Annotated in this window: 20 protein-coding genes and 1 pseudogene; 4 read left to right on the plus strand and 17 right to left on the minus strand. The window is 71.2% G+C overall.

Translation table 11 applies throughout. The features are described from left to right. Positions 1-3 precede the first annotated feature (3 nt). The 5 genes from AB0J93_RS24740 to AB0J93_RS24760 are packed head-to-tail and all read right to left on the minus strand — an operon-like array spanning position 4 to position 5,565. The gene (locus AB0J93_RS24740) at positions 4-969 is read right to left on the minus strand and encodes an ABC transporter ATP-binding protein (protein ID WP_363924714.1); all 966 of its coding nucleotides are present in this window, start codon (positions 967-969) and stop codon (positions 4-6) included. Beyond that, positions 966-1,946, minus strand: a complete 981-nt coding sequence (locus tag AB0J93_RS24745; protein ID WP_363924715.1) for an ABC transporter ATP-binding protein — start codon at positions 1,944-1,946, stop codon at positions 966-968. The genes AB0J93_RS24740 and AB0J93_RS24745 overlap by 4 nt, the downstream gene beginning before the upstream one ends. Position 1,947: 1 nt before the next feature. Then, entirely contained in the window at positions 1,948-2,865 is a 918-nt protein-coding gene (locus AB0J93_RS24750; protein WP_363924716.1) for an ABC transporter permease, read from the minus strand. Next, positions 2,862-3,947 (minus strand): ABC transporter permease, encoded by a 1,086-nt coding sequence (locus tag AB0J93_RS24755; protein WP_363924717.1) that lies wholly within the window; start codon positions 3,945-3,947, stop codon positions 2,862-2,864. The genes AB0J93_RS24750 and AB0J93_RS24755 overlap by 4 nt, the downstream gene beginning before the upstream one ends. A gap of 10 nt (positions 3,948-3,957) precedes the next feature. Further along, positions 3,958-5,565: an ABC transporter substrate-binding protein gene (locus AB0J93_RS24760; protein WP_363924718.1), complete on the minus strand. Its 1,608-nt coding sequence runs from the start codon at positions 5,563-5,565 to the stop codon at positions 3,958-3,960. A gap of 309 nt (positions 5,566-5,874) precedes the next feature. Here AB0J93_RS24760 and AB0J93_RS24765 point away from each other — a divergent pair, with 309 nt between their 5' ends. Then, entirely contained in the window at positions 5,875-6,411 is a 537-nt protein-coding gene (locus tag AB0J93_RS24765; RefSeq protein WP_093402122.1) for a cupin domain-containing protein, read from the plus strand. Positions 6,412-6,478: 67 nt separating this feature from the next. Next, complete coding sequence (locus AB0J93_RS24770) at positions 6,479-7,435, plus strand: acyltransferase domain-containing protein (RefSeq protein WP_363924719.1); 957 nt, start codon at positions 6,479-6,481, stop codon at positions 7,433-7,435. Positions 7,436-7,530: 95 nt separating this feature from the next. On the opposite strand, the gene AB0J93_RS24775 is transcribed toward AB0J93_RS24770, so the two are convergent. Beyond that, positions 7,531-8,856: a cellulose binding domain-containing protein gene (locus AB0J93_RS24775; RefSeq protein WP_363924720.1), complete on the minus strand. Its 1,326-nt coding sequence runs from the start codon at positions 8,854-8,856 to the stop codon at positions 7,531-7,533. A 351-nt stretch (positions 8,857-9,207) separates the two neighbouring features. Here AB0J93_RS24775 and AB0J93_RS24780 point away from each other — a divergent pair. Beyond that, positions 9,208-11,130: pseudogene (locus AB0J93_RS24780) on the plus strand (Xaa-Pro dipeptidyl-peptidase); the annotation flags it as partial. Between the two features lie 72 nt (positions 11,131-11,202). Here the strand turns inward: AB0J93_RS24780 and AB0J93_RS24785 are convergent. The 6 genes from AB0J93_RS24785 to AB0J93_RS24810 all read right to left on the minus strand — a co-directional run bounded on the left by AB0J93_RS24785 (position 11,203) and on the right by AB0J93_RS24810 (position 15,753). Further along, positions 11,203-12,426, minus strand: coding sequence for a low temperature requirement protein A (locus AB0J93_RS24785; RefSeq protein WP_363924721.1), 1,224 nt, complete (start codon positions 12,424-12,426; stop codon positions 11,203-11,205). A gap of 55 nt (positions 12,427-12,481) precedes the next feature. Beyond that, complete coding sequence (locus AB0J93_RS24790; protein WP_363924722.1) at positions 12,482-12,625, minus strand: hypothetical protein; 144 nt, start codon at positions 12,623-12,625, stop codon at positions 12,482-12,484. A gap of 69 nt (positions 12,626-12,694) precedes the next feature. Next, a complete protein-coding gene (locus tag AB0J93_RS24795; RefSeq protein WP_363924723.1) occupies positions 12,695-13,006 on the minus strand; it encodes an NUDIX domain-containing protein in 312 nt (103 codons plus the stop codon). A gap of 41 nt (positions 13,007-13,047) precedes the next feature. Then, positions 13,048-13,581, minus strand: a complete 534-nt coding sequence (locus AB0J93_RS24800; RefSeq protein ID WP_363924724.1) for an AAA family ATPase — start codon at positions 13,579-13,581, stop codon at positions 13,048-13,050. 82 nt (positions 13,582-13,663) lie between these two features. Beyond that, complete coding sequence (locus AB0J93_RS24805; RefSeq protein WP_363924725.1) at positions 13,664-14,545, minus strand: hypothetical protein; 882 nt, start codon at positions 14,543-14,545, stop codon at positions 13,664-13,666. Continuing rightward, entirely contained in the window at positions 14,542-15,753 is a 1,212-nt protein-coding gene (locus AB0J93_RS24810; protein ID WP_363924726.1) for an MFS transporter, read from the minus strand. Before AB0J93_RS24810 ends, AB0J93_RS24805 begins: the two co-directional genes overlap by 4 nt. A gap of 58 nt (positions 15,754-15,811) precedes the next feature. On the opposite strand from AB0J93_RS24810, the gene AB0J93_RS24815 reads away from it, so the two are divergent. Continuing rightward, entirely contained in the window at positions 15,812-16,807 is a 996-nt protein-coding gene (locus AB0J93_RS24815) for a helix-turn-helix domain-containing protein (protein ID WP_363924727.1), read from the plus strand. Here the strand turns inward: AB0J93_RS24815 and AB0J93_RS24820 are convergent. From AB0J93_RS24820 to AB0J93_RS24840, 5 genes are all read right to left on the minus strand, one after another. Continuing rightward, on the minus strand, positions 16,794-18,770 hold the full coding sequence (locus AB0J93_RS24820; RefSeq protein WP_363924728.1) for a copper resistance CopC family protein: 1,977 nt from the start codon (positions 18,768-18,770) through the stop codon (positions 16,794-16,796). The genes AB0J93_RS24815 and AB0J93_RS24820 overlap by 14 nt on opposite strands. A 119-nt stretch (positions 18,771-18,889) precedes the next feature. Continuing rightward, positions 18,890-19,912, minus strand: coding sequence for a hypothetical protein (locus AB0J93_RS24825; RefSeq protein ID WP_363924729.1), 1,023 nt, complete (start codon positions 19,910-19,912; stop codon positions 18,890-18,892). 89 nt (positions 19,913-20,001) lie between these two features. Continuing rightward, entirely contained in the window at positions 20,002-20,634 is a 633-nt protein-coding gene (locus AB0J93_RS24830; RefSeq protein WP_363924730.1) for a hypothetical protein, read from the minus strand. A gap of 36 nt (positions 20,635-20,670) precedes the next feature. Continuing rightward, positions 20,671-23,076, minus strand: a complete 2,406-nt coding sequence (locus AB0J93_RS24835) for a family 43 glycosylhydrolase (RefSeq protein ID WP_363924731.1) — start codon at positions 23,074-23,076, stop codon at positions 20,671-20,673. Positions 23,077-23,168: 92 nt separating this feature from the next. Continuing rightward, on the minus strand, positions 23,169-25,538 hold the full coding sequence (locus AB0J93_RS24840) for a glycoside hydrolase 43 family protein (protein ID WP_363924732.1): 2,370 nt from the start codon (positions 25,536-25,538) through the stop codon (positions 23,169-23,171). Between the last annotated feature and the right edge of the window lie 54 nt (positions 25,539-25,592).

The following is a 25,592-nucleotide window of genomic DNA, read 5'->3' on the forward strand; positions in this document are numbered from 1 at the left end:
TCCTCAGTTCGCGGGCACGGTGGCCGGGGCCATCGTGGGATCGTTGAGCCAGCAGGCGGCGCTGCGTCCGCCGAGGTCGAGGGTGGGTGGCTGGTCGCCGCAGGGGGCGAAGGCGTGCGGGCAGCGCGGCCGGAACCGGCAGCCGGTGGGGGCGTTGGCGGGATCGGGTACCTCACCGGCCAGGGTGGCGGGCAACCGTGGGGTGGGGCCGATGCGGGGCACCGCGTCGATGAGCGCCCGGGTGTAGGGGTGTCGCGGATTCCGCCACAGCTCGCGGGTGGGCGCGCTCTCCACGATGCGGCCCAGGTACATCACGGCGGTGACGTCGGCGATCTCGTGCACCAGGGCGAGGTCGTGGGAGATGAACAGCATACCCATGTCGAGATCGCGGACCAGCCCGACGAGCAGGTTGACCACCTGTGCCTGGGATGAGGCGTCCAGCGCGGTGACCGGTTCGTCGGCGATGATCATGCGGGGTTGCGGGGCGAGGGCCCGGGCGATGGCGAGCCGTTGCCGCTGGCCGCCGGAGAACTGGTGCGGGTATCGCTCGGCTGCGGTGCTCGGCATGCCGACCCGGTCCAGCAACTCGTCGACCCGGTCCCGGCGGGCCGCGCCGGTAAGCGTCGCCGGAACGCCGTCGAGAAGTTGCGCGCCGATGGTGCGCCGGGGATTCAGCGAGGCGTACGGGTTCTGGAAGACCATCTGCAGGCCGATCTCGGCGTCCGGCCGGCGTCGCCAGCCCAGCGGGGTGACCGGCCGCCCGGCGAAGCGGACCACCCCGGCGCTCGGCGGGGTCAGCCCCACGACGGCCCGGGCCAGTGAGGACTTGCCGCAGCCGGACTCACCGACCAGGCCGACGATCTGCCCGGACGCCACCCCCAGACTGACCCCGGCGACCGCGAGCACCCGGCCGCGTCCCCGCGAGCGGTACTCGACCTCGACGTCGCTGATGTCCAGCAGGCCGGTCATCGGGCTGTCACCTCCAGGTGCGGGCGGACCACGCAGGCCACCGACCGGTCGGCACCCACCGGAGCCAGGGGCGGGGGCACGGTGCCGCAGGCCGGCTCGGCGTACTGGCAGCGGGGTTGGAACGGGCAGCCGGGCGGTGCCTCGCCCGGTGCCGGCGGTGCGCCGGGGATGGGCCGCAGCGTGCCGACCGCCTGGGTGCCGTGCGGCCGGGCACCGAGCAGCGCCGCCGTGTACGGATGGGTGGGTGCGGTGAGCAGCGAGCCGGTGGGACCGGTCTCCACCACGCGGCCGGCGTAGAAGACGTAGCCACGGGTGGTCAACGCGCTGAGCACCCCCAGGTCGTGGGTGATGAAGGCGACCGCCAGCCCGGTCTCGGCGCGCAGCCGGTCGAGCAGGGCGAGGATGCCGGCCTGCACGGTGACGTCGAGAGCGGTGGTCGGTTCGTCGGCGATCAACAGTCGGGGCCGGGCGGCCAGGGCGATCGCGATGGCCGCCCGTTGCCGCATGCCGCCGGAGAACTGGTGCGGATAGGCGCGCAGGGCACGCTCCGGGTCGGGGATCCGGACCTGGTCGAGCAGCTCCACCGCCCGGCGGGTCGCGGACCGCCGGTCCATCCGCAGGTGCACCCGCATGTGTTCGGTGAGCTGACGGCCGACGGTGAGCATCGGGTGCAGGGCGGCGGTCGGGTCCTGGAAGACCATGGCGATGCCCGCGCCCCGGATCCGCTGCCAGCCCCGGTTGTCCAGGCCGAGCAGGTCGGTGCCGGCGAACCGCGCCGTTCCGGTGACCTTGGCGCCGGCCGGGAGCAGACCGAGCAGGGTCTGCGCGGTCAGGCTCTTGCCGCAGCCGCTCTCTCCGGCGATGCCGACGAGTTCGCCCTCGTCGACGGTGAGGGACACGTCGTGCAGGATCGGCAACGGCCCGCGCGGGCCGGGCAGGGTCACGGCGAGGGAGTCGACGTCGAGCAGCGGCGCCATCTCAGCGTCCCTTCGCGTAGCGGGGGTCGAGCCGGTCTCGCAACGCGTCGCCGAGCACGTTGAAGGCCATCACGACGGTGAGGATGGCCAGGCCCGGGAAGACGCTGACCCACCACATCGACAGGTCCTGGGAGCCGAGCGCGACCATCGAGCCCCACTCGGCGGCCGGTGGGCGCGGGCCCAGCCCCAGGAAGGAGAGCGCGGCGAGCAGCAGCACCGCGTTGCCGAGTTCCAGGGTGGCCAGCACGATCGCCGGACCGATGCTGTTGGGCAGCACATCGCGGCGCAGCGCCCGGACCGGTCCGACACCGAGCAGTCGGGCGGCGTTGAGGTAGTCGTCGCCGCGCATGCTGAGCACGGCGCTGCGGATGACCCGGGCGTACACCGGCCAGGAGACGATGACCAGCGCCAGCACCGCGTTGCGGGTGTTCGGGCCGAAGGCGGCGGTGACCGCCATGGCCAGGATGATCTGCGGGAAGGCGAAGACCAGGTCGGTCAGCCGCATCAGCGCCTCGTCGGCGAACCGGCCCAGGTATCCGGCGATCAGCCCGAGCAGGCCGCCGATCAGCAGGGCCAGCGAGACGATGGCCAGGGCCAGCGGGATCGACAACCGCGCGCCGTGCACGACCCGGCTGAAGATGTCCCGCCCGAGGGAGTCGGTGCCGAACCAGTGCGCCGCCGACGGTGCCGCGTAGGTGTCGGCGCTCTGGGCGAGCGGGTCGTAGGGGGCGACGAACGGGGCGAGGATCGCCACCAGTAGCCAGCCACCGAGAATGGTCAGCGCCACCACGGCGATCGGCTGTCGCCAGACCGGTCGGCCGGCCGAGCCGCCGCGCAGCCGACCGAGCCAGCGACGGCGGGTGAGTGCCCGGTCCACCTTCGGGTCTGGGGCCACCGGATCGGGTGCGATCATCGTCATGACAGGCGGATCCTCGGGTCGATGAGCCCGTACAGCAGGTCGACGGTCAGGTTGACAAGCGTGTAGACAAGCGCCACGAACAGGCTGACGCCGAGGATCGCGGGCAGGTCGAGGGCGGTGGCGCTGCGGTAGGCGTACTGACCGACGCCGGGCCAGCCGAAGATGCTCTCCACCAGCACCGTCCCGGACAGCAGCGAGGCGAAGGCCAGGCCGGACACGGTGACCACCGGGACCAGGCCGGCGCGCAGCAGGTGCCGGCGCAGCACCACCCGGGTCGGCAGGCCCTTGGCGTACGCGGCCCGAATGTAGTCCTGCTGGAGCACCTCCAGCATGGCGGAGCGGACGAAGCGGACCAGCAGCGCCACGGTCAGCGAGGTCAGCACCAGCACCGGCAGGGTCAGGTGCTGCGCCGCGTCCCAGGCCACATCCCACTGACCGGCCAGTGCCGCGTCGACGGTGTACATGCCGGTGACGGTCGGCGGCGGGCTGAAGCCGGTGGAGAGCCGTCCACCGCTGGGAGCCAGCCCGAGTTGGTAGAAGAAGACGTAGAGCACCACGAGCGACAGCCAGAACGGCGGAGTGGAGAGCCCGAGCAGGGCGCCCACCCGGATGAGCTGGTCGGTGAACCGGCCGTTGCGGACCGCCGCCAGCATGCCGATCCCGGTGCCGATCAACAGCGCCAGCACCATGGTGGGGATGGCCAGCTCCAGAGTCGCCGGCACGTACCGCACCAGGTCGTCCAGGACCGCCCGACCGGTCTGCTGGGAGATACCCAGGTCGCCGCGGAAGAGGTTGCCCAGGTAGTGCAGGTACTGCTGCCAGAGTGGCTGGTCCAGCCCCCACTTCTCGCGGAAGGCGGCCACCGTGGCCGGGTCGTTGAGCGCCTGGTCGGACAGGTTGGCGGTGACCGGGTCGCCGGGCACCACGTTTACCAGCCCGAACGTCACCACGGTGACGCCCAGCAGCAGTCCGGCGGTGATCGCCAGCCGCTTGGCCAGGAAGGCGAGCAGCGGGTGGGCGCGGCGGGGCCGGGGCGCGGTCGTGGTGACCGCGCCCGGCTCGCCGTTGTGGACCGTCGTCATGGTGCTCCGACTACCTGCGGCCGACCGCGGCGACGTCGACCTGCCAGCCGGCGGCGGAGTAGTCCGCGCCGGTCAGGTCGGCGGTCGCCACCACCGTGGAGGAGTTGCTGGCCAGCACGATGTACGGGGACGACTGGTTCATCAGCCGCTGCCACTCCTGCATGGCGGTGGCCCGGGCCGCGAGATCGAGGGTCTCGGTGACCTTCTCACCGGCGGCGACGACCGCCGGGTCGGCCCGCTCGACGGTCCAGCCCGACCGCAGCGCGGTTGCCTGGCCGGGTGCCATGTTGTTGATCAGCGAGTCGGCGACCGGGTAGTTCAGGCTCTGCGGGGTGAAGCCCAGCGGCGACTTGCCGCCGCGCATCTCGTCGAGGAAGGTGGTCAGCGGCTGCGGGTTCAACTCCAGCGTGATGCCGGCCTCGGCGGCGTCGCCCTGCACCTTGGTGGCCACGGTGCCCAGGTCCACGCCCTTGTAGGTGATGGCCGGGTAGTTGAACGTGACCGTCGGGTCGCTCAGTCCGGCCTCGGCGAGCAGCGCCTTGGCCTTCGCCACGTCCCGGGTGGACGCCTCGCTCGCGGGCAGGGTGCCGGGGAAGGCCGGTGCCACCAGGCCGGCGCCGGGAGCGGCGCCCTCGCCGTACAGGGCGGCGATGCCCTGGTAGTCGATGGCAGCGCGCAGCGCCTGGTTGAACTTCGGATTCGCGGTCACCGCCGAGACCGCCGGATCGGCGTTGAGGAAGAGGAAGTAGACGGTGTCCTGCACGCCGGAGGTTTGCAGGCTCTCCGGCAGACCGTCGAGCAGCTTGCCGGAGATGTCCAGCGAGATCTCGGCGCTCTCGGCGCGCTGCATGGTCAGCTTCTGGGTCTGCACGTCCATGTTGCGCAGTACCACCCGCTCGAACTGCGGCTTGTCGCCCCAGTAGTTCGGGTTGGCCTCCAGCACCACCTGCGACTCCGGCTCGTACGACTTGAGCACGTACGGCCCACTGCCGATCGAGTTGGTGTCGAGGTACTGCTGGGCGGTGTCGCCCTGCGCGGCGTCCGCGCCGTCCTTGGCGCCGTTGTCCTGGGCGACCTCGGCGTTGAGCACGCCGGTGGACGGCATCGCCAGCACCACCGGCACGTTCGGGTTGGGCGTGGCCGAGGTGACCACGACGGTGCTGTCGTCGGTCTTGCTGACGCTCAGCTCGCTCACCGTGACCGCCGGGCTGCCCTTGATGTTCTTCAGCCGGTTGAGGGAGAACACCACGTCGTCGGCGGTGAGCGGGCTGCCGTCGGAGAAGGTCACCCCGGAGCGCAGCTTGAAGGTGAAGGTCTTCGCGTCCGGGGACGCCTCGTACGACTCGGCAAGCGCCGGGACGGGGGTACCGACGTCGGAGCCCTCGAAGGTGAGCAGGGTGTCGTAGAGGGCGTGCACGGCGGTCAGGCCGGTGGCTTCGTAGACGCGGCCGGGGTCGAGGGTCTTGAGCACGAACGAGGTGTTGACGGTGAGGGTCTTGGCCTCGCCGCCGTTCGCGTTGCCACCGCTGCCGCCGGCCGTGCAGGCGGTGGTGGAGATGATGGCCAGCGCCGCCAGAGCGAGTGCTCCGGCGCGGAGCCGGCGGGGGGACACCGACATGCTGTTCCTACCTTCGTATGGCGCGGCCCGCTGCGCGGGATCCGCGGGGCATCGACGTCCGGCGGCACCACCACCGGCCGGGCCCAGACGGCCAATGACGGTGTTCCGGGTTCTCGGGGGTGCGTCGGGTTCTCGGGGTGCGTCGTCGCAGGGTTGGATGTAGCCGGACTCGCGTTCGTCCGGTTCGTGTCTGGGCGCGGCGTGTCTACCAGTACCAAACAACGCCGCCCTCGCGTTTGACCACCCTAAACACGGCCGTGTAGCTTGGTCAAACATTTTTAGCCACACTGTTATCGGATCGAGGTTCCCATGCTCGGTGACCGGCTCCGCGTCCTGCGTCAGCAGCACTCCCTCACGCTGCGGCAGCTCGCCACAGCCGCCGACGTGTCACCCGCCCTGCTGAGTCAGATCGAGAACGGGGCGACCGACCCGAGCTTGGCCACCCTGCGCAAACTCGCGCAGGTGTTCGACACCTCGATCGCCGAGTTGTTCTCCGAACCGGAGGCACCGGCGGTGCACATCAGCCGGGCCGGCAGCCGCAGCCTGCTCACCGCTCCCCCGGGTCAGATCACCTACGAACGCCTCACCCCCGGGCGCGGCGACCTGGAGGTGCTCCAGGCGCATCTCGCCCCCGGCGACGCCAGCTCGGCCGAGCCGTGGGCACACCCCTCGACCGAGTGCGCCATCGTCATCAGCGGCGAGGTGGTCGCCGACATCGGCGGCGAGGCGTACACCCTCACCGCCGGCGAGGCCGTCACCTTCGACTCACGCCTGGCCCACCTCTACCGCAACGCCAGCGACCAGCCGGCCCACCTGATCATCGCGGTCACGCCGCCCAACCCCTGAGCGGGTTACGGATCATCGCAGGTTCGGGCCTGTTGCGACGACGGCACCGGTCGCTACTGTCTTCCGCGTGGATCTGGACGACATCGCCACCCGGCTCGGCGTACCCGTCGAGGACATCGAGCGCGTGCACCGGCTAGCCGGCGAGCACCCGTCGGCTCCGGTGCCCGCCAGAGCCGACGCGCCCGCGCTGCTCGACCGGCTCGCGGTGCGGCCGGACGACGCCGCCGAGATCATGGCGGGCTGGCCCGATCCCGACTCCACGGAGTGGACCCCGGAGCTGCGCTGGCTGCTCGACCGCTCGATCGCCCTGGTCCGCGCGGATCTCGGGGGCCACGAGTGGCTGCCGCCCGGTCCGGCGCTGCCGCGCGAGCGGGGCCCCGCCTGGCAGCATCTCTACGTCTACGCGTACCTCGCCCTGGTCGACGTGGTCAGGGAATATCACCGTGAACACGGTGTCCCCGACGCCGTCTCCTGGGTGACTCTCGCGGACCTGGGTCGCAACCTCGCCATCGACCGGCGGATGCATCGCGAGGGCTGGTCGGTCATGCAGAGCTGGCTGACGCTGCACGCGCGCGGCAGCGTCTACGAGCTCGGCCGGCTCCAGCACCATCGCGGTGGCACCGCCATCGAACTGCACATCCCCGACTCGGGGCCGATGAGCCCGGAGGCGGTCGAGGCGTCACTCGACGAGGCCCGCGCGTTCTTCCCGCGCCACTTCCCCGACGAGCACTACACGTCATTCGCCTGCGGCTCATGGCTGCTCGACCCGCAGCTGCGGGAATATCTGCCCGAGCACTCCAACATCGTCCGCTTCCAGCGGCGGTTCGAGCTGGAGCCCTATCAGGAGCCGGAAGGGCTCGACGCCGACGTCGAAGTGCTGCGGTTCGTGTTCCGCACCCTGACCACACCCCTGGGGCAACTCCCGCGCGACACCGTGCTCCAGCGCGCGGTCATCGACCACCTCACGGCCGGCCGACACTGGCACTGGCGCCGCGGCCGCTTCCCGATCCAGCCGATTCGCTGACCGAAGGCAGGGACACAACGCTCGTTCCGGTGCCGGCTGACGGCCGGGCCGGGCGCGGACCCCGAGTGGGATCCGCGCCCGCTCGGGCGGAGGGGTCAGCTGACGGTGCAGGCCGCACCGTTGAGGGTGAACGAACTCGGTCTGGCGGTGTTGCCGGTGTGGGTGGCCTGGAAGCCGATGCCGACCGACGCGTTCGGGGCGATGGTGCCGTTGTACGAGACGTTCCGGGCGGTCACCTGCCCGGAGGTCGGTGAGTAACTGGCGTTCCAGCCGCCGGTGATGGTCTGCCCGCCGGGCAGCGTGAAGACCAGCGACCAGCCGTTGATGGTGGAGCTGCCGGTGTTGGTGATGGTGATCTGCTCGGTCAGCCCGTTGTTCCAGGCGTTGACCTCGGCGGTGACCCGGCACGCCCCGCCACCGGGCGGCGCTGTGGTCGGGCTCGGCGCCGGGGTGGTGGGGTTCGGCGGCGGCGTGGTCGGGTTCGGCGGCGGCGTGGTGCCGCCGAACTGGGTGAAGAAGCGCCAGGTCTCGCCCGGCAGCCAGGTCCGGGAGCCGCTGTCGCCGGGGGCGCCGTCCTGCGGTGCGGCGATGTGTCCCTCGTCGAACGCCGCCCAGACCACCGGGTAGCCGGACGCGCAGCCGGAGTAGGTGGTGCTGCGGTGGGTGAGGCTGCCCTGCGACGGTTCCGGCGGGTTCTGCGCGGTGCAGCCGTTGTTGCGGACGAACCGGTCCCGCAGCGACCGCCCGTTGGAGATGTTGAGAACGCTGTCGCGGATGCCGTGTGCCCCGAAGTAGGCGACCGGCTGGCTGCCGCCGCTGCATCCACTCAGCTGTGCGCCGCCGTAGACGGCGACCGCGCGGAAGATGTTGGGCCGAGCACAGGCGACGGCGTAGCTCATGGCGCCGCCGTAGCTGAACCCGAGGGCGAAGCGCTGCGTGGTCTCGACACAGAGATCGCCCTCGATCTGCCGGAGCATGTCGTCGACGAACGTGACGTCCTCGCCACCGGAGTTGGCCCAGCCGCTGTTGAGTCCCTGCGGCGCGACGAAGATGGTGCTGTTGTTCGACAGCGGCAACAGCCCGTAGTAGGCCCAGGTGTCGCGCTGCACGGTCTGGCCGGTGGCGACGTCGGTCGCCGAGCCGTTGAGCCAGTGGAACCCGAACACCAGTCGGTACGGGTGGTTGTTGTTGTAGTTGTCCGGTACCCGCAGGATGTAGCTGCGGTTCTTACCGCTGCTCTGGATGGTGTGCGTACCGCTGCGCAGCGTGGGTGCCTTGCCGCAACCGGCGGTCGCGGCGAGGATGCCCGACTGGGCGGCCGGGACGCTGCCGGGATTCGCGCTCAGCGCCGTGCCGGCGGCGGCCAGCACCATCAGCGCGGCGAGCGCGACCGGCCCGAAAATCGATTTACGCCTGGACATCGTGTACTCCATTCCGCGCCCGCTGTGGACGCGCGGCGGTGCGGCGCATCGCGGTGGTGGTCATGCCGGGAACGGCCGGCGTACCGCTGGGATGCGCCTGGATACGGTGCGACGCCGGCCCGGGATGTCAGGTCAGGTGGGCGACCCGGGCGGCGACCTTCGACGTGTGCCACGGCTCCCGCGACGTGCTGTCAGCCGTCCTGGACCGGCGGCGTGACCCGTCCCGCACGGGGCCCGCAGTGCCCGTCAGCAGGCACACAGCGCCTCGGCTCGCCTGGTCGCCGACCGGGCGGGGGACGTCGGAGCGTGCCCTTCGCTCCTGCCTCCGAAACGTAGTCAGTGAGCGATAACATCGCAAGGTGTAAATGTCTCCAGCCATCGAAGGGAGACGCCCGTGCGTCGCCACCCCCACCTGCTGGCACTACTCGGGATCGGCCTGTCCGGCACGCTGGCGCTGCACGCGGCACCGGCGGCGGCGCGGCCCGCGTCCACCGGCACACCGTCCATCGTGGTCGTCGACGGCATGACCCAACCGGTGTTCGCGCTCGCCGACGCGATCGAGGAACGGGTGTACGTGCAGACCATCGTGGACACCGACCGGGACGGCCGTCTCGACCGGGTGGCGATCGACATTTCCCGCCCCCGGGAAACTGCCACCGACGGGTTCAAGGTGCCGGTCATCTTCGAACACAGCCCGTACCGCAAGGATGTCTGGTACGACGTGCCGTACCCGAGTGTGCTGGTGGACGAGCTGCCGCAGAACGGCGTCAACCGTCGGTCCGGCCACCGGACGTCCGACCTGGCGGTGCAGCGGGCGGCGGCAAAGGCCAACCTGCCCGGTTCGCTTGACGACTACTACGTGCCCCGGGGATACGCGGTCGTGCTCGGCCAGAGCGTCGGCACCGGCGATTCCGACGGCTGCCCGACCAGCGGCGACCACGCCGAGACGCTCGGCACCAGGGCGGTGATCGACTGGCTGAACGGGCGGGCGAAGGGGTACGACGCGGCCGGTGCACCGGTCACCGCCGACTGGACCACCGGGGCCGTCGGCATGACCGGCGTCTCCTACAACGGCACACTGCCCAACCAGGTGGCCACCACCGGCGTTCCGGGGCTGCGGACCATCGTGCCGGTGGCCGCCATCAGCAGCTGGTACGACTACTACCGTGCCAACGGCCTGGTGGTGGCCCCGGGCACGTACCAGGGTGAGGACACCGACGTGCTGGCCGGGTTCACCGCCGGCCGAGCCCCGCCGAAGGTCGCTGCGCCGACGAGATCGCGGCGCTGACCGCCCGGCAGGACCGGGTCACCGGCGACTACTCGGCGTTCTGGCGCGACCGGGACCACCTCGACGCGCGGAGGGTACGGGCCAGCGTGCTCGTCGTGCACGGCCTCAACGACTGGAACGTCAAGACCGAGCACTTCGCCGGCTGGTGGGACGAGTTGGCCCGGCACCGTGTACCGCGCAAGATCTGGCTGCACCAGGGCGGGCACGGCGGCCCGGGCAACACCGCAGCGGTGACCCTGCCCGACGGCCGCACCTGGACCTGGAAGCAGACCGAGAACCGCTGGTTCGACCACTGGCTGTGGCAGGTGCCCAACGGGATCATGGACGAGCCGACCGCCGTGGTGCAGCGCGAGGACCGCGTCTACACGACGTACGCGAACTGGCCCGACCCGGGCAGCCGGAAGGTCGCGCTGCGGCTGGCCGCCACCGACGCCACCACGGTCGGCACGCTCACCTCTGCCCGGGCGCCGAAGCGCGCCGTCGAGCAACGCTTCGTCGACGAGGGTCGCACCATCCACCCCGACACCCTGATTGCCGACCCGGAGGCGGCCAGTCCGTACCGGCTGGCCTACCTCTCCCCCGCGCTGCCCCGGGACGTCCGCGTCTCCGGCCGTCCGGAGCTGCGGCTCCGGCTGGCGATCGACAACAAACCGGACGCGAACCTCACCGCGTACCTGGTCGACTACGGACCGGCCGGTTCCACCGTCGCACCGACGGTGGTGACCCGGGGCTGGATGGACCCACAGAACCGCCGGAGCGTCTCGCGCACCGACCCGCTGCGCCAGGGCAGGCTGTACGACCTGCGGTGGACCCTGGAGCCCAAGGACCACGTCGTCCCGGCGGGTCACCGGATCGGTCTGGTGATCTTCTCCAGCGACCAGGAGTACACCCTGCTCCCGCTGGGTGGCACGCGGCTACGGGTCGCACCGCACCACAGCGAGCTGCGTCTGCCAGTGGTCGGCGGAAGGACCGCCCTCGGCTTCTGACCTTGACGTGCGGGCCGGTTCCGGCTGCGGCTGCCGGCCCGCAGTCCGTCGAGCGCCACGTCGAGGGGTGGCTCAGCGCGACCCCGTGTCGTGCCTGCTGGTGGCTGCGGGAGCGCGGGAGGCGCGGCCGGCACCGAAGGCACGTTCGTAGCCGACGAGCATGACGAGGAAGGCGGCGAGCAGGCCGAGGGCAACCAGGCCGGGCAGGTACCGTCCGGCCGGCAGCAACGCCAGCGCCACCGCGGGCGTGAGCAGCTGCGCCGGGGTAACCGATCGGACGCTGAGCCCCCGGAACAGCGCCTCGCCCGCGAGGAAGAGGGCTACCCCGCCGAACAGCGCGGCGGCCGAGGTCCAGACCAGGCCCGAGCCGGCGGCGTGCCAGGGCTCGTGATGCGCCAACGGAGCGATCACCTCGTGGACCCCGAGCGCCAGGTAGATCGTCCCGGCGACCAACGCGAAGTGGCCGCCGCTGTAGGCGTTGGCGGCGAGCCGGTCCCGTCGCGGCCCGCGCTCGGTCATCAGCGCCTCGCCCGCCGCCATCGAGTTCAGCATGTACAGCCGGAACAGGCAGACGGTGACGACGAGGGTGAGCAGCGCGGCCAGCAGGGCCGGTCCGTTGATCAACTCGGAGCCGATGCCGGCGCCGACGGAGATCAACGTCTCGCCGAGCGCGATGATCACCACGAGGGCGTGCCGCTCGGTGAAGTGCTCCGAACTGCGCAACGGCCACCCGCTCAACATGGAGGCGATCAGTCCGCCGGCGAAGTCGACCGCGACCGCCGCCGCCCAGAGCGGCAACTGCGCGTCACCGCCGAGGACGGCGCCGAGGACGAGCGGGATCCAGGACAACGCGGTGGTAGCGGTGTAGATGCGCAGCGTGCGGTGCAGCCGCCGGTCGCCCTCAGCCGCCCGGCGGTAGAGCGCCAGGTGGACCACCCGCACCACGAGGTACGACAGCACCAGGATCAGGCGCGGGCCCGGGCTCGGTCCCCAGACGTTCGGGATGACCACGGCGATGAGGAAGATCGGGCCCATGACGGCGGTGGTGCCGGCCCGGATCAGCCCGATGTCGGCGCGGGCCTGGTTACCCAGCCAGGCGTAGATCAGCCAGGAGATCCACAGCAGCAGCAGGACGACCAGACCCTTGAGCAGGGTCAGCGGCGACGGGTAACCGACCATGTAGGCGGTGATCCGGGTCAGGGCGAAGACGAACACCAGATCGAAGAAGATCTCGTACCGCGTCGTCCGGTGCGCCTCCGTGGTCGTCTCCACCCGCCCTCGGAGGAACAGCCCCATGTGCCCATCTTCATCGCTGCGGCCACCGCAGTCGCGACGATTGGCCAAGCTCGACCTAGGGTTTTACCTGCCGCAGGTAGTGCTCGAGGGTGACCCGTCCGTCGGGGACGAAGGACCAGCACGGATCGGCGAGCCGGGCGGCCAACTCGGCCAGGTCGAGCCACCAGCCGTCGGCGACCTCGCTGGGCTGATGCACCACCGGGCCGCAGCGGTGCCGCTCGTAGCGCGCCTCGAAGACGTACGCGAGGTAGTTGGTGCGCGCGTCGGCTTACCAGTAGCGCAGGCAGGGCCGGATCTCGCAGTTGGTGACGCCCAGTTCCTCGGTGAGTTCCCGGGCCGCCGCCTCGAACGGATCCTCGCCGGCCAGGACGACACCTCCGGCGAAGGCGTCGTGCATGCCCGGATAGACGTCCTTCGTGTCGGTACGGCGGTGGACGTAGATGCAGTCCCGCTCGTCGCGCAGCAGCACCGCCGTCGCGGCGTGCGGCAGGTTGCCGGCGCGTACGGCACTGCGTGGCGCGGTGCCGGTGACCGTTCCCGAGGTGTCACCTTCCAGGTAGAGCGCCACGAGTTCGTCCATCCGCCCACCGTAGCGCCACCCGCCGGCCGCTGACCGACCTCTCACCGGGCCGGCAGGCCGGCCAGCCAGCGTTCGAGTGCCTCCGGAGAGTCCAGCAGCAGCACGGACGGCCCGCTCGGGTCGGCGTGCCAGGCTCGCAGCCGACGCCGTTCCCGGCCGAACTCGGTCACGTGCCATATCAGGACCGACTCGGTGGACAGCACGCTGCCCAGCGACTCACGGTTGCCGTTGCAGATCTCCTCCTCCGTGGACAGCCGGCGTAGTGTGCGCCGCAGCAACCAGCGGAACGACAGCCCGCGCGGATAGTCCAGGCCGACGACCAGGTCCGCACGGGCCAGCGGCACGTCCCGCCAACCGTGGTACGCCCCGTCGAGGATCCAGCGCTCCCGGCGGCAGATCGCCTCGATCCGGCTGCGTTGCAGCGCTACCGGCACCTCGACCCAGTTGGGCTCCCAGAGCAGGTCGTCGACCGGATACCAGGGCAGCCCGAGCCGCTCGGACAGGCGCTGTGCGAGGGTCGACTTGCCGGAGCCGTGGACCCCGTAGACCAGGATGCGAGACAGGCTCTTGCTCATCGCGCGGCAGCCTAACCGGCCGACGTCACCAGCCCGCCGGAGGCGTCCCGGGCGGCCGGTGGCCGACCGCCCGGAACCTTGATCAGCGGTTGCTGGCCAGGTCGCCGCAGTCGGTCTCGTCGGGCAGCAGCGGCCGCAGGGTAACCGTCCACCGTTTGCCGTCCGACACCCACGGGGTGGCCGCGTTCGCCGCCGCCGCGGCGGTGAGCAACCGCTGCGCCTCGTCACCGGTCACCGTGACACAGCCCAGCCCCACGCCCTGGCCGAGTTCGGGGCCGGGCAGCGCCGGCCCGGGCCAGGCCACCTCGGGCTGCTGGCCGGCGTCGGCGTTGGCGACCCAGGGCTCCGCGACGGCCGCGACGGCGGTCGGCGCGTACGGCTGCGGGTCCGCCTGCGCGGCGGCGAGCGGACCGGACTCGGCGGTCAGCGAGTCGGCGAACTCGCGTAGCTTGTCCCGGCCCGCCCGCTGTTCGGCGGTGAGGCCGGCGTCCGCGCCGCCGGACTCGGCGAGGGCGTACACCTCGAGTTCCTCGGTCCCGTTGTCCCCGAGCACCGTGAACCGGGTCGAGGGGGCGTCGGAGACCGGTGGCCGGCCCAGATCCGCCGCGTCGCCCACCCCTGCGGTGCGGGCCGCCTTGAGCAGTTCGTCCACCTCCGTGGCGCTGATCGTGCCGACCTGGAGGTTGGGCAACGCCGGACCGGGATAGATCAATGGCACCGGCCCCTGGGTGATCACGCGGCCGTCACCGTACACGCTGACCGTGGGCAGGCGGGTGGCCAGCATGGCCGGCGTGACGAAACCCCCGGTGTGATCCATCCGGAACACCACCGCGTCGGCGGAGTAGGACCGCTCGGGTGAGTCCGCCTCTCCGGACCCGGCGCCACCGGCCTGCTGGCCGCAGGCCGCGGACGTCAGCAACAGCAGAGGGACGACCGCGAGTCGCCCGCTTCGACGAATGCTCATGCCGATCGGACGTCAGCGGGTGCCGATCGGTTGCATCCGACCGGCACCGGCGCGGTCCGCCGCAGGCCCCGGGTCAGCAGCAGCGTCGTGACCAGCGACAGCCCGGCCATCACGGCCACCGCCCGGTGGGTCGGCAGCAGGTCGGCGACCGTACCGGCCAGGGCCGCGAACACCGCCTGTCCGGCCAGCATCCCGTTCTGTTGCAGGCCCAGCACCTGGCCTCGGGTCTGCGGCGGGGAGCAGGCGATCAGCCGCTCCTGCAACGGCAACGAGACCGCGAACCCGACCGAGGCGATCAGGGCGAGCAGCATCGCCAGCGGCAGCTCCGGACGGATCAGGAAGACCAGGTAGGGCACGGGAAGCAGCAGCCGCAGCGGCAGTACGTACCGCTGCCGCGCCGCGGCCGGCAGGAACCGCCCCACCAGCACGTCGCCGGCGAGCATGCCGAGGGCACCGGCGGCGAAGAGGAAACCGGCCCGGTCGCCCGCGTACGGCAGGAACAGCGCCTCGCAGCCGACGACCAGTCCGTTGGGCAGCCACAGGTTCAGGTACAGCGACCGGCGACCCGGGTCCGCCCACAGCTCCCGGTTGATCCGCATGGTGCGGGCGGTCGAGGTCCGCTCACCGGCCCGCGCCGGCCGTTCCCGTAACCCGAGCCAGGTCACCGCCACGGCCAGGGCGCGCAGCGCGGCGGCGACCAGGAACACCTGGTACGGGCTCAACCAGACGAGCAGCAAACCGCCCGCCCCGAAGCCGGCGATCTGCATGACGCCGACGCTCACGTTCATCGTGGACCGGCCCAGCACGTACGCGTCGGCCGGCAGAATGTCGTTGATCAACGCCCACCGGGCACCGCCGGTGACCGAGCCGACGTACGCCACGAGCAGGATCACCGCGAAGCGCACCGGCAGCGGCAGACCGGGTACGGCCTGTAGCACCGCACCGGCGAGGCCGACCAGCGCGGCGAGGGTCAACGCCCGGCGCGGCGGCAGGCTGTCGGCCGCGGAGAGCAGCGTCAGGCTGCCGAGCACGCTGGCCAACGGCGCGCCGAACATGCTCAGTGCGGTGAGCAGCGCCGAACCGGTCACGGCGTAGGTAAGCGAACCGAGGGCCAGCGCCGACGTGGTGTGCGCCGCGATGCCTACGCAGTTGGCCAGGAAAAGGTTGCGGAATTCGGTCACGGCGAACAGTTCCGAGTACGTCCTCACGCCGACGATCGTCGAGGCGTCGACGCGGGCGGCGTAGAGTTACGCCTGGGGGCGAAACATGTCGCTGTGGCGGGTGCCGGTGGATCTGCTGGCGGGTAGTCGCTTCGTCATCTCACCGATGACGGACACGGTGGCGGCGCTGAAGGCACTGCACAGCCCCCGCCACCCGTGGCAACACTCCTGGCAGCGGCCGCACCTCGGGGCGTACCAGCGGATGCTGGCGCGGCGGCCGGTGCTTCCGGCGCTGCTGGCGGCGGCCTTCGCACCACGGTGGATCGCTGACTTCCTCACCCTGCCGCCGGCGACGGCGACGCCGACCTTCGCCGAGGAACTGGCCGTCGTCGCCGCCCGCTCCGACGAGCGGATCCGCGCCGACCTGCGGGTGACCCGGCCGGGACCGCTGGCCGAGGTGCTGTGCCACGACGGTCTGATCGAGCAGGTGGTGTACCTGCTCGACTGGGTCTGGAACCACACGGTGCGCCCGGAGTGGCCGGAGCGGGAACGCCGGCTGCGGGCCGACGTGGTGGCCCGTACCTCGCGGTTGAGCGCCCAGGGGTGGGCGGGGCTCCTCGCGGACCTCAACCCCGGGATGCGGTGGCTGGGCGACGGCTGGCTCCAGGTCAACGACCACCCCGCCGCGCCGCTGCCGCTCGACCGGGCCGAACAACTGGTGTTCGTCCCGGCCCACTGCGGCAAGGGCTGGGTGGTGTGGGACCAGGACCGGTTCGGCATGGTCTACCCGGCCAGCGGCATCCTCGCCGAGGTGTCCCCGCCCACGCCGGACGGGTTGGACCGGCTGATCGGCTCGAACCGCGCCGCCATCCTGGTCCGGCTGGGCACACCGCTGAGCACCTCGCACCTGGCCGCGCTCACCGGGCTGTCCCTGGGGGCGGTCGGTGACCACCTGCGGGTACTGCTCGACGCGGGCATGGTGACCAAACGGCGCTCGGGGCGGGAGGTGCTCTACTGGCACACCCCCCGCGGTGCCGCCCTGGCGGCCGGTGATCCGGTGACGGCGGACGCTCGGGTGGACGAGGACGTCAGGCCAGATTGATCGTGAACGCCGCGGTGTGCACCTTCCCGTCGACCTGGAAGTCGAAGAACGCCCGGTAGCGGCCGGTGCTGGGCGCGGTCAACCAGAACTTGACCGCACCGTCGACCAGCTCCGGTTCCGGGTGGACGTGCAGGAAACCCAGGTCTCCCTCGCGGACCACCACCAGATGCCCGTACGCGCCGAGGTAGCGCTCCAACTGCACCGGCCCGGTCGTGCCGTCGCGGTCGACCCGGAAGGTCAGCGGAACGGTCATGCCGATGGTGGGCGTGCCGGCCATGGACACCGCGTACGGACCGGTGGTCGCCTGCGGCTGCGGCGGGGGCAGCCCGGCCGGTTGGTACTTCCCCGGCACCTCGTGGTCGACGCCGAGCACCAGCGGCAACTGCCTGCCGTCACCGGTGGTGAGGGTGAAGTCGGCGTAGATGCGGTAGCCACCGGGCCGGGTGAGTTTCAGCGGCACGCTCCAGGTGCCGTCGGCCGCCATCGTCGGGTGCAGGTGCTGGTATCCGCCGAGGTCACGGCCGACCACGATCATGTGCAGCGGCTTGTCGTGCACCACCGCGAAGCGGGTCACCGGCTGCCCGTCGACCCCCACCACCCGGAACCGGTAGTCCCCGGTAGCGCCGGCCGCCTGGGAGCGCAGCACCGGCTTCAGTGTGTACCCGGCGACGCTTACCGTCGTACCAGTGGCCTGGTCCTGGCCGTCGCCCGGATGCGCGTGTGGGCCGGTACCCGCCGGGTGCTGATGGCCGTCACCTGCCGCCACCGTCTGGGCCGCGTCCCGGCTGCCACCGCCCGCTGCCGCGCCGGGCGGTTGCGCCACGGGGGTGGGTTCGTCGGAGGTGCCGATCCGGCCGAGCGTGAAACCGGCCAACAGCGTCAGCACGAGTCCACCGACAAGCAACGCGAGCCGGGTGTCGCCCGTGCGGTGCCACCGGCCCGTCGACGCGGAGCCGTCCGCTGGTGTCTCGGCTGCGGCGGCTTCCGCGGGTTCGGCGGTGGCGACCGGGGTGGTGGTCACCGCCCGCTGGGGCGGGGCGGCAGCCGACACCGTGGCAGCCTTCGCGCCTCGCCGGGCGGTCGGGCCCGCCACGGTGCCGCCGCGGCCCGTGGCGGCGGCCGTGACGCGACGCCCCTTGGTGGGTGTGGTGCGCCTGGCGCGAGGTCGGGTGGCACCGGGCCGACGTACCGCCTTGCGACTCCGCTCGACGCGGGCCGGACGGCGCTGCCAGGCGAAGAAGCCGGCGACCGCGACGACGGCAACGGCCACGGCGGCCCAGCCCAGCGGGCCGATCCCGCCGGAGTCGTCCTCGGTGGGTGGCGCGGCGGCCACCGACGGCACCGGTGCCGCCGAGGCTACGGGTGTTGGTCCGACGTCGCCCGTCACGCCGGGGACCGGCTGCGACCCGGTGTTCCCGTGCTGCTCGGCGCCGGCGAGTAGCGACGGATCCGGCTGGCCGGTGGGCGGTTGCCAGTTCGGCGGCGCGGCCGTCGGCTTCCCGGTGTACCGGAAGGTGACCGTGCCGCGCACCGGGTCACCGTCCGAGGCCACCGACAGGTAGCTCACCGAATACTCGCCGGCCGCGGGCAGGTGCGCGAGGCTCACCACCGCGGGAAAACCGGTGGTGTACTCGCGCGGTTCGAACACGCCGTCGACCAGGAAGTACTCGCGCACCGGACGATCCAGTGTGCGGGGTTCGCCGTGCGTCCAGCCGTTGTCGACCCGTCCACCTCCGGGCGCGGTGACGGTGAAGTACGCGTTCTCGCGGACCCGCTCGGTGAAGTAGAGCTGCACGGCCGTCACGGCCTCGTCGACGGTGGCGCCCTCGGCCGGTGTGGACGTCGCCAGTGTGCCGTGCGCCGAGGCGGGCGCGGCAGGCCCGAGGAGGACGACGCTGGCGGCGAGGGCCAGAGCGAGCAGACCGGCGGCCGCGCGGCCATGAGCCCGAGGGAGATGACGCATCGAATCATCCTCGCGATGACGTCTCTTCTGGCAATAGGTCGCCATCTTTTTGTTCAGATGGGAAAAGTTCTGGCCGTCGCGACCGATTCCGGGGTGGAGGTCCATTGCCATCCGCCGGATCAGTCGGCGGTGAGCACGGACTCGCGGCCCTCGGCACGGGCCTGGTCGAGCAGCCGGGCGAGCTGCCGGCGACGCCGGCGGGTGATGGTCCGCCAGCCCAGCAACAGCACGCCGAACAGTACGCCGAGGGCCAGCTGCGGCCAGGGCACCGTCCACACGGTCACGGTGGTGGTGGTCGGCCGGACCTCGGCACCGGCCGGTTCACCGGACACGACCGCCGGGGTCACCTCGACAGTGGTGGTGAGCCGTCCCAGCCCCCAGATCCCACCGACGTGGGCCTCGACCTGCCGGCCGTCGCCCGGCAACAGTTCCGGCACGTCGGTGGACGCGTTCCGGCCCGCCAGGCCGAACAGTTCGCCCACCCGCACGGTGCCGTCGCCGGTCACCGCGGCGTTGCCGTTGTTCCGCGCGGTGTACGTCAGGTGGACACCGCCGGAGGCGAAGGGATTCCACGACCTCTCGTACCTGACGGTCAGATCCTCGACCGCGACCGCGGCGGTGACCGTGCCACTGGCCCGCAGCATCACCCGGAACCCGACCCTGCTCTGCACCGCCACCGTGCCCCCGGTGCTCGTCACGGTGGCCGCGACACCGGCCGGATGATCCCCCGGCGTCGCGTCCTGCGGGACGGAGATGGTGAACGGCACCACAGTCGTCTGCTTCGCCCCGACGGTCACCGTCTCGGGCAGCGTGATCCAGGTACCACCGTCGACCGACTCCTGGCCGGAGGTCAGCATGTTGAACCGCCCCTTGTCGGTCAGGTAGCCGTCGGCGGCCTGCAACGCGAACACCACCGGCGCGTCGCCGAAGTTCCGCACCGCCAGATGCTCGGTCAGCACCGCGCCCGGATCCAGCGTGTGCTCGATCCACCGGCGGCCGTCCGGGCCCCGCGCGTCCGCCGGCTGCACCGCCCAGGTCACCGTCGCCCCGGTCGGCTCCGCCGACGCGGCAACCGGCGTGGTCGGCACGATGGCCGACACCGCGACCAGCACCGCTCCCCACCGCGGCAGGAATCGGATCATCACAGTCCTTCGAGGTCGGAGAGGTACGGACCCGGGGGCCGCCGAGCGGCGACCCCCGGGAGCGCGGTGGCCGACCACCGCGCCGGCCATCACTCGAACAGGGACAGGGTCAACGTCGAGGTGTACGAACCGGCTGCGACATCGGCCGGGGTGCGCAGGAACAAATCGGCGTCGACCGAGTACGCATCCCCGGCGACCGCCCCCGAGTCGAACGTCGAGACCAGCAGTTCCTGGTCGACCAGACCAACGTTGTTCCCCGGCTGCGTCGGCTCGTCCAACACCGTGACGACCTCTTCGCCCGCACTGACCAGGCCGGTCTCACCGCCGTCGAGCAACCGCGGCTGCCAGCCCAGATGCCCGGCCCCGATCGGCGCCTGACCGGCGCTACCGACGAAATCGGTCGCGCTGCCCAGCACCGCCCACGCCGCACCCTCGGGTAGCTCGTCGGCCGTGCGGGTGTCGGTGACGGTGACCGTCGGCAGCCCGCCCACGAACTGGCGTACCAGCAACGTCGAGCCGTCCTCGGTCAACGCCACCGAGTCACCGGCGATCGACATCGCCAGCACTCCCGGCTCTTGAATCTCCTCGATGTCGACGGTGACCTCCACCTCGCCGCTGTCACCCGGCTCGGCCTGGGCCGGCGACGGCGCCACCGCCGACCCGACCAGGAGGACGCTCGCAGCCCCCGCGGCGACCAACCGCTTGCGATTCCATGTGCTCATCCGTTGCTCCGTTGTCGTTTGTGGATGGACGGCAAGTCAGGCGCCGCAGTCGGCGGCGGGGTACTCGGCGGTACGTACGGTTGTTCCCTCGACACCGTCGGCGGTGACCCGGACGGTCGCCACCCCGGCCGGGACTGCCGGCATCCGCGCATTGAACTGCTGGTACGCGTTGGCACCGGGCGACACGGCGGTCACCGACCGCTGCCCGTACGCCGTCTCGAGCACCACGTCCACCGGCGTGTCGTGGTCGTTGCGCGCCTGCACCGCCACGTACGCGTTACCACCCACGCACCGCGCCTGGGCGCCGACCGTCACCGGCACCTCGGCTCCGGCCTCGAAGGCCCAGGTGTCCAGCTCGAAAAGGTCGACACCCTCCGGCCCGGCGTAGGTGAAGTACACGTCGTGCACGCCCGCGACACCGTCGAGTTCGGCGGTCAGTTCGGTCCACTCACCGGGGGGCGCGTCGACCGGGATGGTCGCGACCACCGGCGCGGTGACCTCACCCAGTCGGATCTGGATCGACCCGCCGCTGGCCAGTGGCCGTACCTTCGCCGTCACGCTGCGGGCACCCTCGTCGAAGTCCACCGACGACAACGCCGTCCAGTCGCCGTTGTCGATGTCGCGCACGACCAGGTTCGGTGCCGCGTCGCCGAACTGCGCGGACCCGCCGTCGACCTTGGCGGTCGCGACGCCCTTGCTCCAGCCGAAGGTCTCCGCCTCGAACACCCGGTACGGGTCGAAGTCGCGGACCTGGTCGACCCCGGCGTAGGTGCCCACCACCTGCTGGATCGTGCCGTCCGCATTGAAGGTCAGCTCCTGGATGTGCGGGCTGCGGTACCCCTGGGTAGTGTTTCCGTTGATGCGCTTGTTAAGCGTCGGGGCGTGGTACGTGAAGTAGTACCTGCCTTCGAACTCGAAGACCGACTGGTGGTTGTTGCCGCCGGTGCCGGCGCCGAAGAACTGCGACTGGTTCGGGAACAGCACGCCCGCGTAGGTCTCCTTCGGCCACTCCATCGGGTCGTCGGAGATCAGGTAGCCGATCTGACCGCCGCCGGGATAGCCGGGCAGCGGGGTCTGGTTACCACCGAAGTCGTTGCCGCCGAAGTGCGACGAGTACGACAGGTAGTACCTGCCGTCGCGCTCGAACACCTGGGCCGCCTCGAAGGCAACCGGGGCGTCCACCACCGCCGCCGTGCCCTCGGTCGACACCATGTCGTCGCCGAGCTTGATGGCCCGCAGGTTCTTCGGGTTGTTGAAGCGCTCGGCCGGCGGCATGCTTGTCGACGCCGGGCCACCACCGAAGTAGAGGTACGGCTCCCCGTCCGCATCCACGAATGGCGCCGGATCGAACTTCCAGGCCACGTCCTCCGCGCCGGGCGTACGGCCGTCGATAAGCGTGCTCGTCCGCTCGCTGGTCCACGGACCGACCGGCGACGCACCCGTGATCACGTTGCTCGAACTGCCGTTGTTGGCGTAGTAGAGGAAGAACTTCTCCTGGCCGTCGACCACCTTCTTGGCCATGCCGGGCGCCCACGAGTTGGCGGTGAAGGGTGCCACGCCGTTCGGGCCCGCGACCTGGATCTCGCCGTGGTCGGTCCAGTTGACCAGGTCCGCCGAGGAGATCACCGTGATCTGGTTGATGTCGCCGTAGTTGATGCCCGGCGAGACACCGGTGACCGGGTCGGGCGCGTAACCCTGGGTGTCATTGGTCAGGTACAGGTACACCCGGCCGTCGTGCACGAAGCCGAAGCCGTCGGCGCCGAACTTGTGCCCGATCAACGGGTTGTGCTCGCCGGGCAGCTTGCCGACCACCTCGATCGTCTTCGACGGAGCGGGCGGCGGTGCGGCACCGACCACCGACACGCCGTCCAGCTTGAAGTCCATCAGGTGCAGCTCCGGGTCCTCTGACGGGGTGCTCGTCCACGGCGTCTCGAAGAACAGCCGGGCCGTCGACACGCTCTGTCCGGCCGGGATGGTGAAGGTCCCGTTGAACTGCGCCCACTGGCCCTTGGTGGCGACGACGCTGACCAGGTTGGTGTAGGTCGCCGCGCCGTAGTGCATCGTGGCGAAGAACTGCTTGGTCGCCGGCCCGTTCGGGTTCTCGTACTTGATCCGGGCTGTCAGGGCGTAGGTCTGCCCGGCCTGAACCCGACCGCTGAGATCCTGCATCGGGCCGGACCCGGTGGTCGCCCGGTTGGTGACGAGCACGGCGCTCGACCCTGCGTGGGCGTCCGCCGTGAGCGACAGCGTGGCGCTGTCGGTCGCGTTGCCGTTGTTGACGAACCAACCGGTGAGACCGTCCTCGAACCCGCCGTTGACGACGAGATCGGTGTCGTCGGCCTGGGCCGGCGACCCGGCGACGAGCCCGCTGGCCAGCATGAGCCCGACCGTGACGACAGCGGCGGCCCTACGCAACGCCGCCCTTCGCACGCGATGTGTCACTGACATCCTCCTTGATCACTGCGGTGGATCCGGGGGTTCGGTAGCGACGGAGGTCGTGCCGGCCAACCGTCGTGGTCGTCGGGAAGATCGGGTCAGCAGTCCGTGGCCGGGTGGTTCGCGGTACGCGCGGTGGTCACCGTCCGGCCGTCAACCGACCCGGTGACCCGGACGGTCACGGTGCCGGCGGGCACCGCCGAGGCGCGGGTGTTGAACTGCTGATAGGCGTGGGCACCGGGCGCGACGTCCGGCACCGACCGCTGGCCGTACGCGGTCTCCAGCACGATGTCGACCGGCGCGTCATGGTCGTTACGGGCCTGCACGGCCACGTACGCGCTGCCACCGACGCAGCGGGCCTGCGCGCTCACGGTCACCGGCAGTTCGACCCGGTCGGCCCGGAGTACGCCGAGCCGGGCGAGCTGGTAGCTCAGCGCCCGCTCCGGTGCGTCGATCTGGTTCTGGGTGCCGAACCCGCCGGCCCGCGCCGTCTGCGCCTCGGCCAGCCGGGCGAGCATCACGGCCCAGGCGTCGGCGGGATGGTCGGCCTCGTTCAGCGACCCGGCGTGGGCGATGGCGGCGTCCAGCCGGCTGGTGTCCAGCGGCCGGCCCTGCGCCGTGAGCGTGTCGCTGAGCAGGAAGTGGTCGAAGTCGACCTGCCCGCCGGTCTGCTGCGTCGCGTAGTTGAACAGGCCGACCCGGTGCCCCATGAAGTGGGCGAGACTGCCGTCCAGCGTCTGCGGACCGACCCGGCTGCCCAGTTGGGACCACTGACGACCGTCGAGGCTGTAGTGGAAGGTCGTCCAGAGCTGGCCGGTCGGTGAGGCGAAGTCGAGGTCCGCCTTCAGGTGCACCTCGGTGGCCTCGCCCAGCGGCGTCGTGCTGCCCGGCAGGAAGTTCTCAAGCGTCGCCTGGTCCAGATCGACCGCGAACGGTTGGCCCCGGTTCACCACGCCGATGGTGTTGACGCCACCGGACCGCTTGACCGCGACGTACGAGAAACCACGGTTGTAGGCGGCCAGCCCGGCGACGTCGCCGTCCTTCATCCCGGAGATGTCCATCCTGGTCTCGACCGACTGCCGTGGCCCGAACGTGCGCTGCGACAGGGTGTTGCGGGCCTCCTCGAACCAGGCGAGTTCGGCACGGTTGGCGAGCTTGGTGTAGACGTAGTCGCCGGTGACCACCTTGCCGGCGGTGAGCCGCAGCCAGCCGGCGCGGTCGGTGAGCGACCAGTACCGGTTGTCCGGGGCGTGGTTCCACTGCCACGCCAGGTCCAGCCGTGATCCGTTCGGCGCGATCTCCGCCTCGCCTCCCGGCGGTGCGGTCCACTGTTCGTCCAGGTAGGGCCGGTGCGGCGCGTCGTTGGCGAAGTCGTCGGAGACCACGATGCTCTGCTGGCGTGCGAACAGTTCCTCGGCGGGGCTGAGCCGGATCGGTTTGGCGAAGCTGCCGTCCACAGCCACGACCCCGTTGGTGCCGAAGGTCGGCCAGCCGTCGGACCAGGTGGCGGGGATGAGCGCCGGGATGCGACCGATCGGGAAGGTGTCCCGGAAGAACATGCCGTACCAGTCCGTCGTCCCGCCGTCGCGCGCGATCGGGACCAGGCTGCCCTGCGCAAACCCGTTGGAGTTGAGCACGCCGCGCGCCTCGTAGGTGTTCACGCCGCCGGCTGCGGTGTAGCGACCGAGCAGTTCCCGGGAGCGGAACATGACGACCTGCCGGCCCTGGCCGGAGGGCCAGGTGATGATGACCGCGTAGTACCAGCCGTCGATGTGGTAGAACTGGGCCCCCTCGAACAACCCGCCGATGAACGGCTGACCGGCGTAGTCACCGGCGGTGAAGATGTTCGGGTAGTCGGCGGTGATCGCGGTCAGGTCGGCGTTGAGCCGTACCGCGCTGGTTCCGCCGGAGCCGTGGAAGATGTACGGCGTGCCGTCGAGGTCGAAGAAGAGCGAGGGGTCGTGCAGGCCCCGGCCCAGTGCCGTGCGCTGCCACGCCCCGTTCTCGATGTCGTCGGTGCGGTAGATGTACGCGCCGCCGAGGTTGTTGGTGTTGAACACGACGTAGAAGACGCCGTCGTGGTAGCGCAGCGACGAGGCCCACTGGCCCTGCCCGTACGAGTTCTGCCCGTTGCGCAACGAGAACGAGTCGCCGACGCTCGCCCGGTTGAACACGTAGTTGACGATCTCCCAGTTCACCAGGTCGTGAGACTTCATGATCGGCGCGCCCGGGCTGAGGTGCATGGTCGTGCTGATCATGTAGTAGACGTCGCGGCCCTCGTGGTTCTCGGCGGCCGGCACCCGTTCCACGCTGATGTCCGGCACGTCGGAGCGCAGCAGCGGCACGCTGTACGTGCCGTCCCCTCGATCGGTCGAGGTGTACGACGACGCGGGTGACCACTCGTCGGCGGCGTGGGCCACGCCACCTGGCGAGACCGCGGCGGCGCAGAGGAGCACGCCGGCCGTCACGAGCGGGATCCGTCGTGGTGAGCGTGGGGCCGGAGGGCCGGCAGACACCTGCAT

The sequence above is a fragment of the Micromonospora sp. NPDC049374 genome (assembly GCF_040677165.1).
GTDB lineage: Bacteria > Actinomycetota > Actinomycetes > Mycobacteriales > Micromonosporaceae > Micromonospora.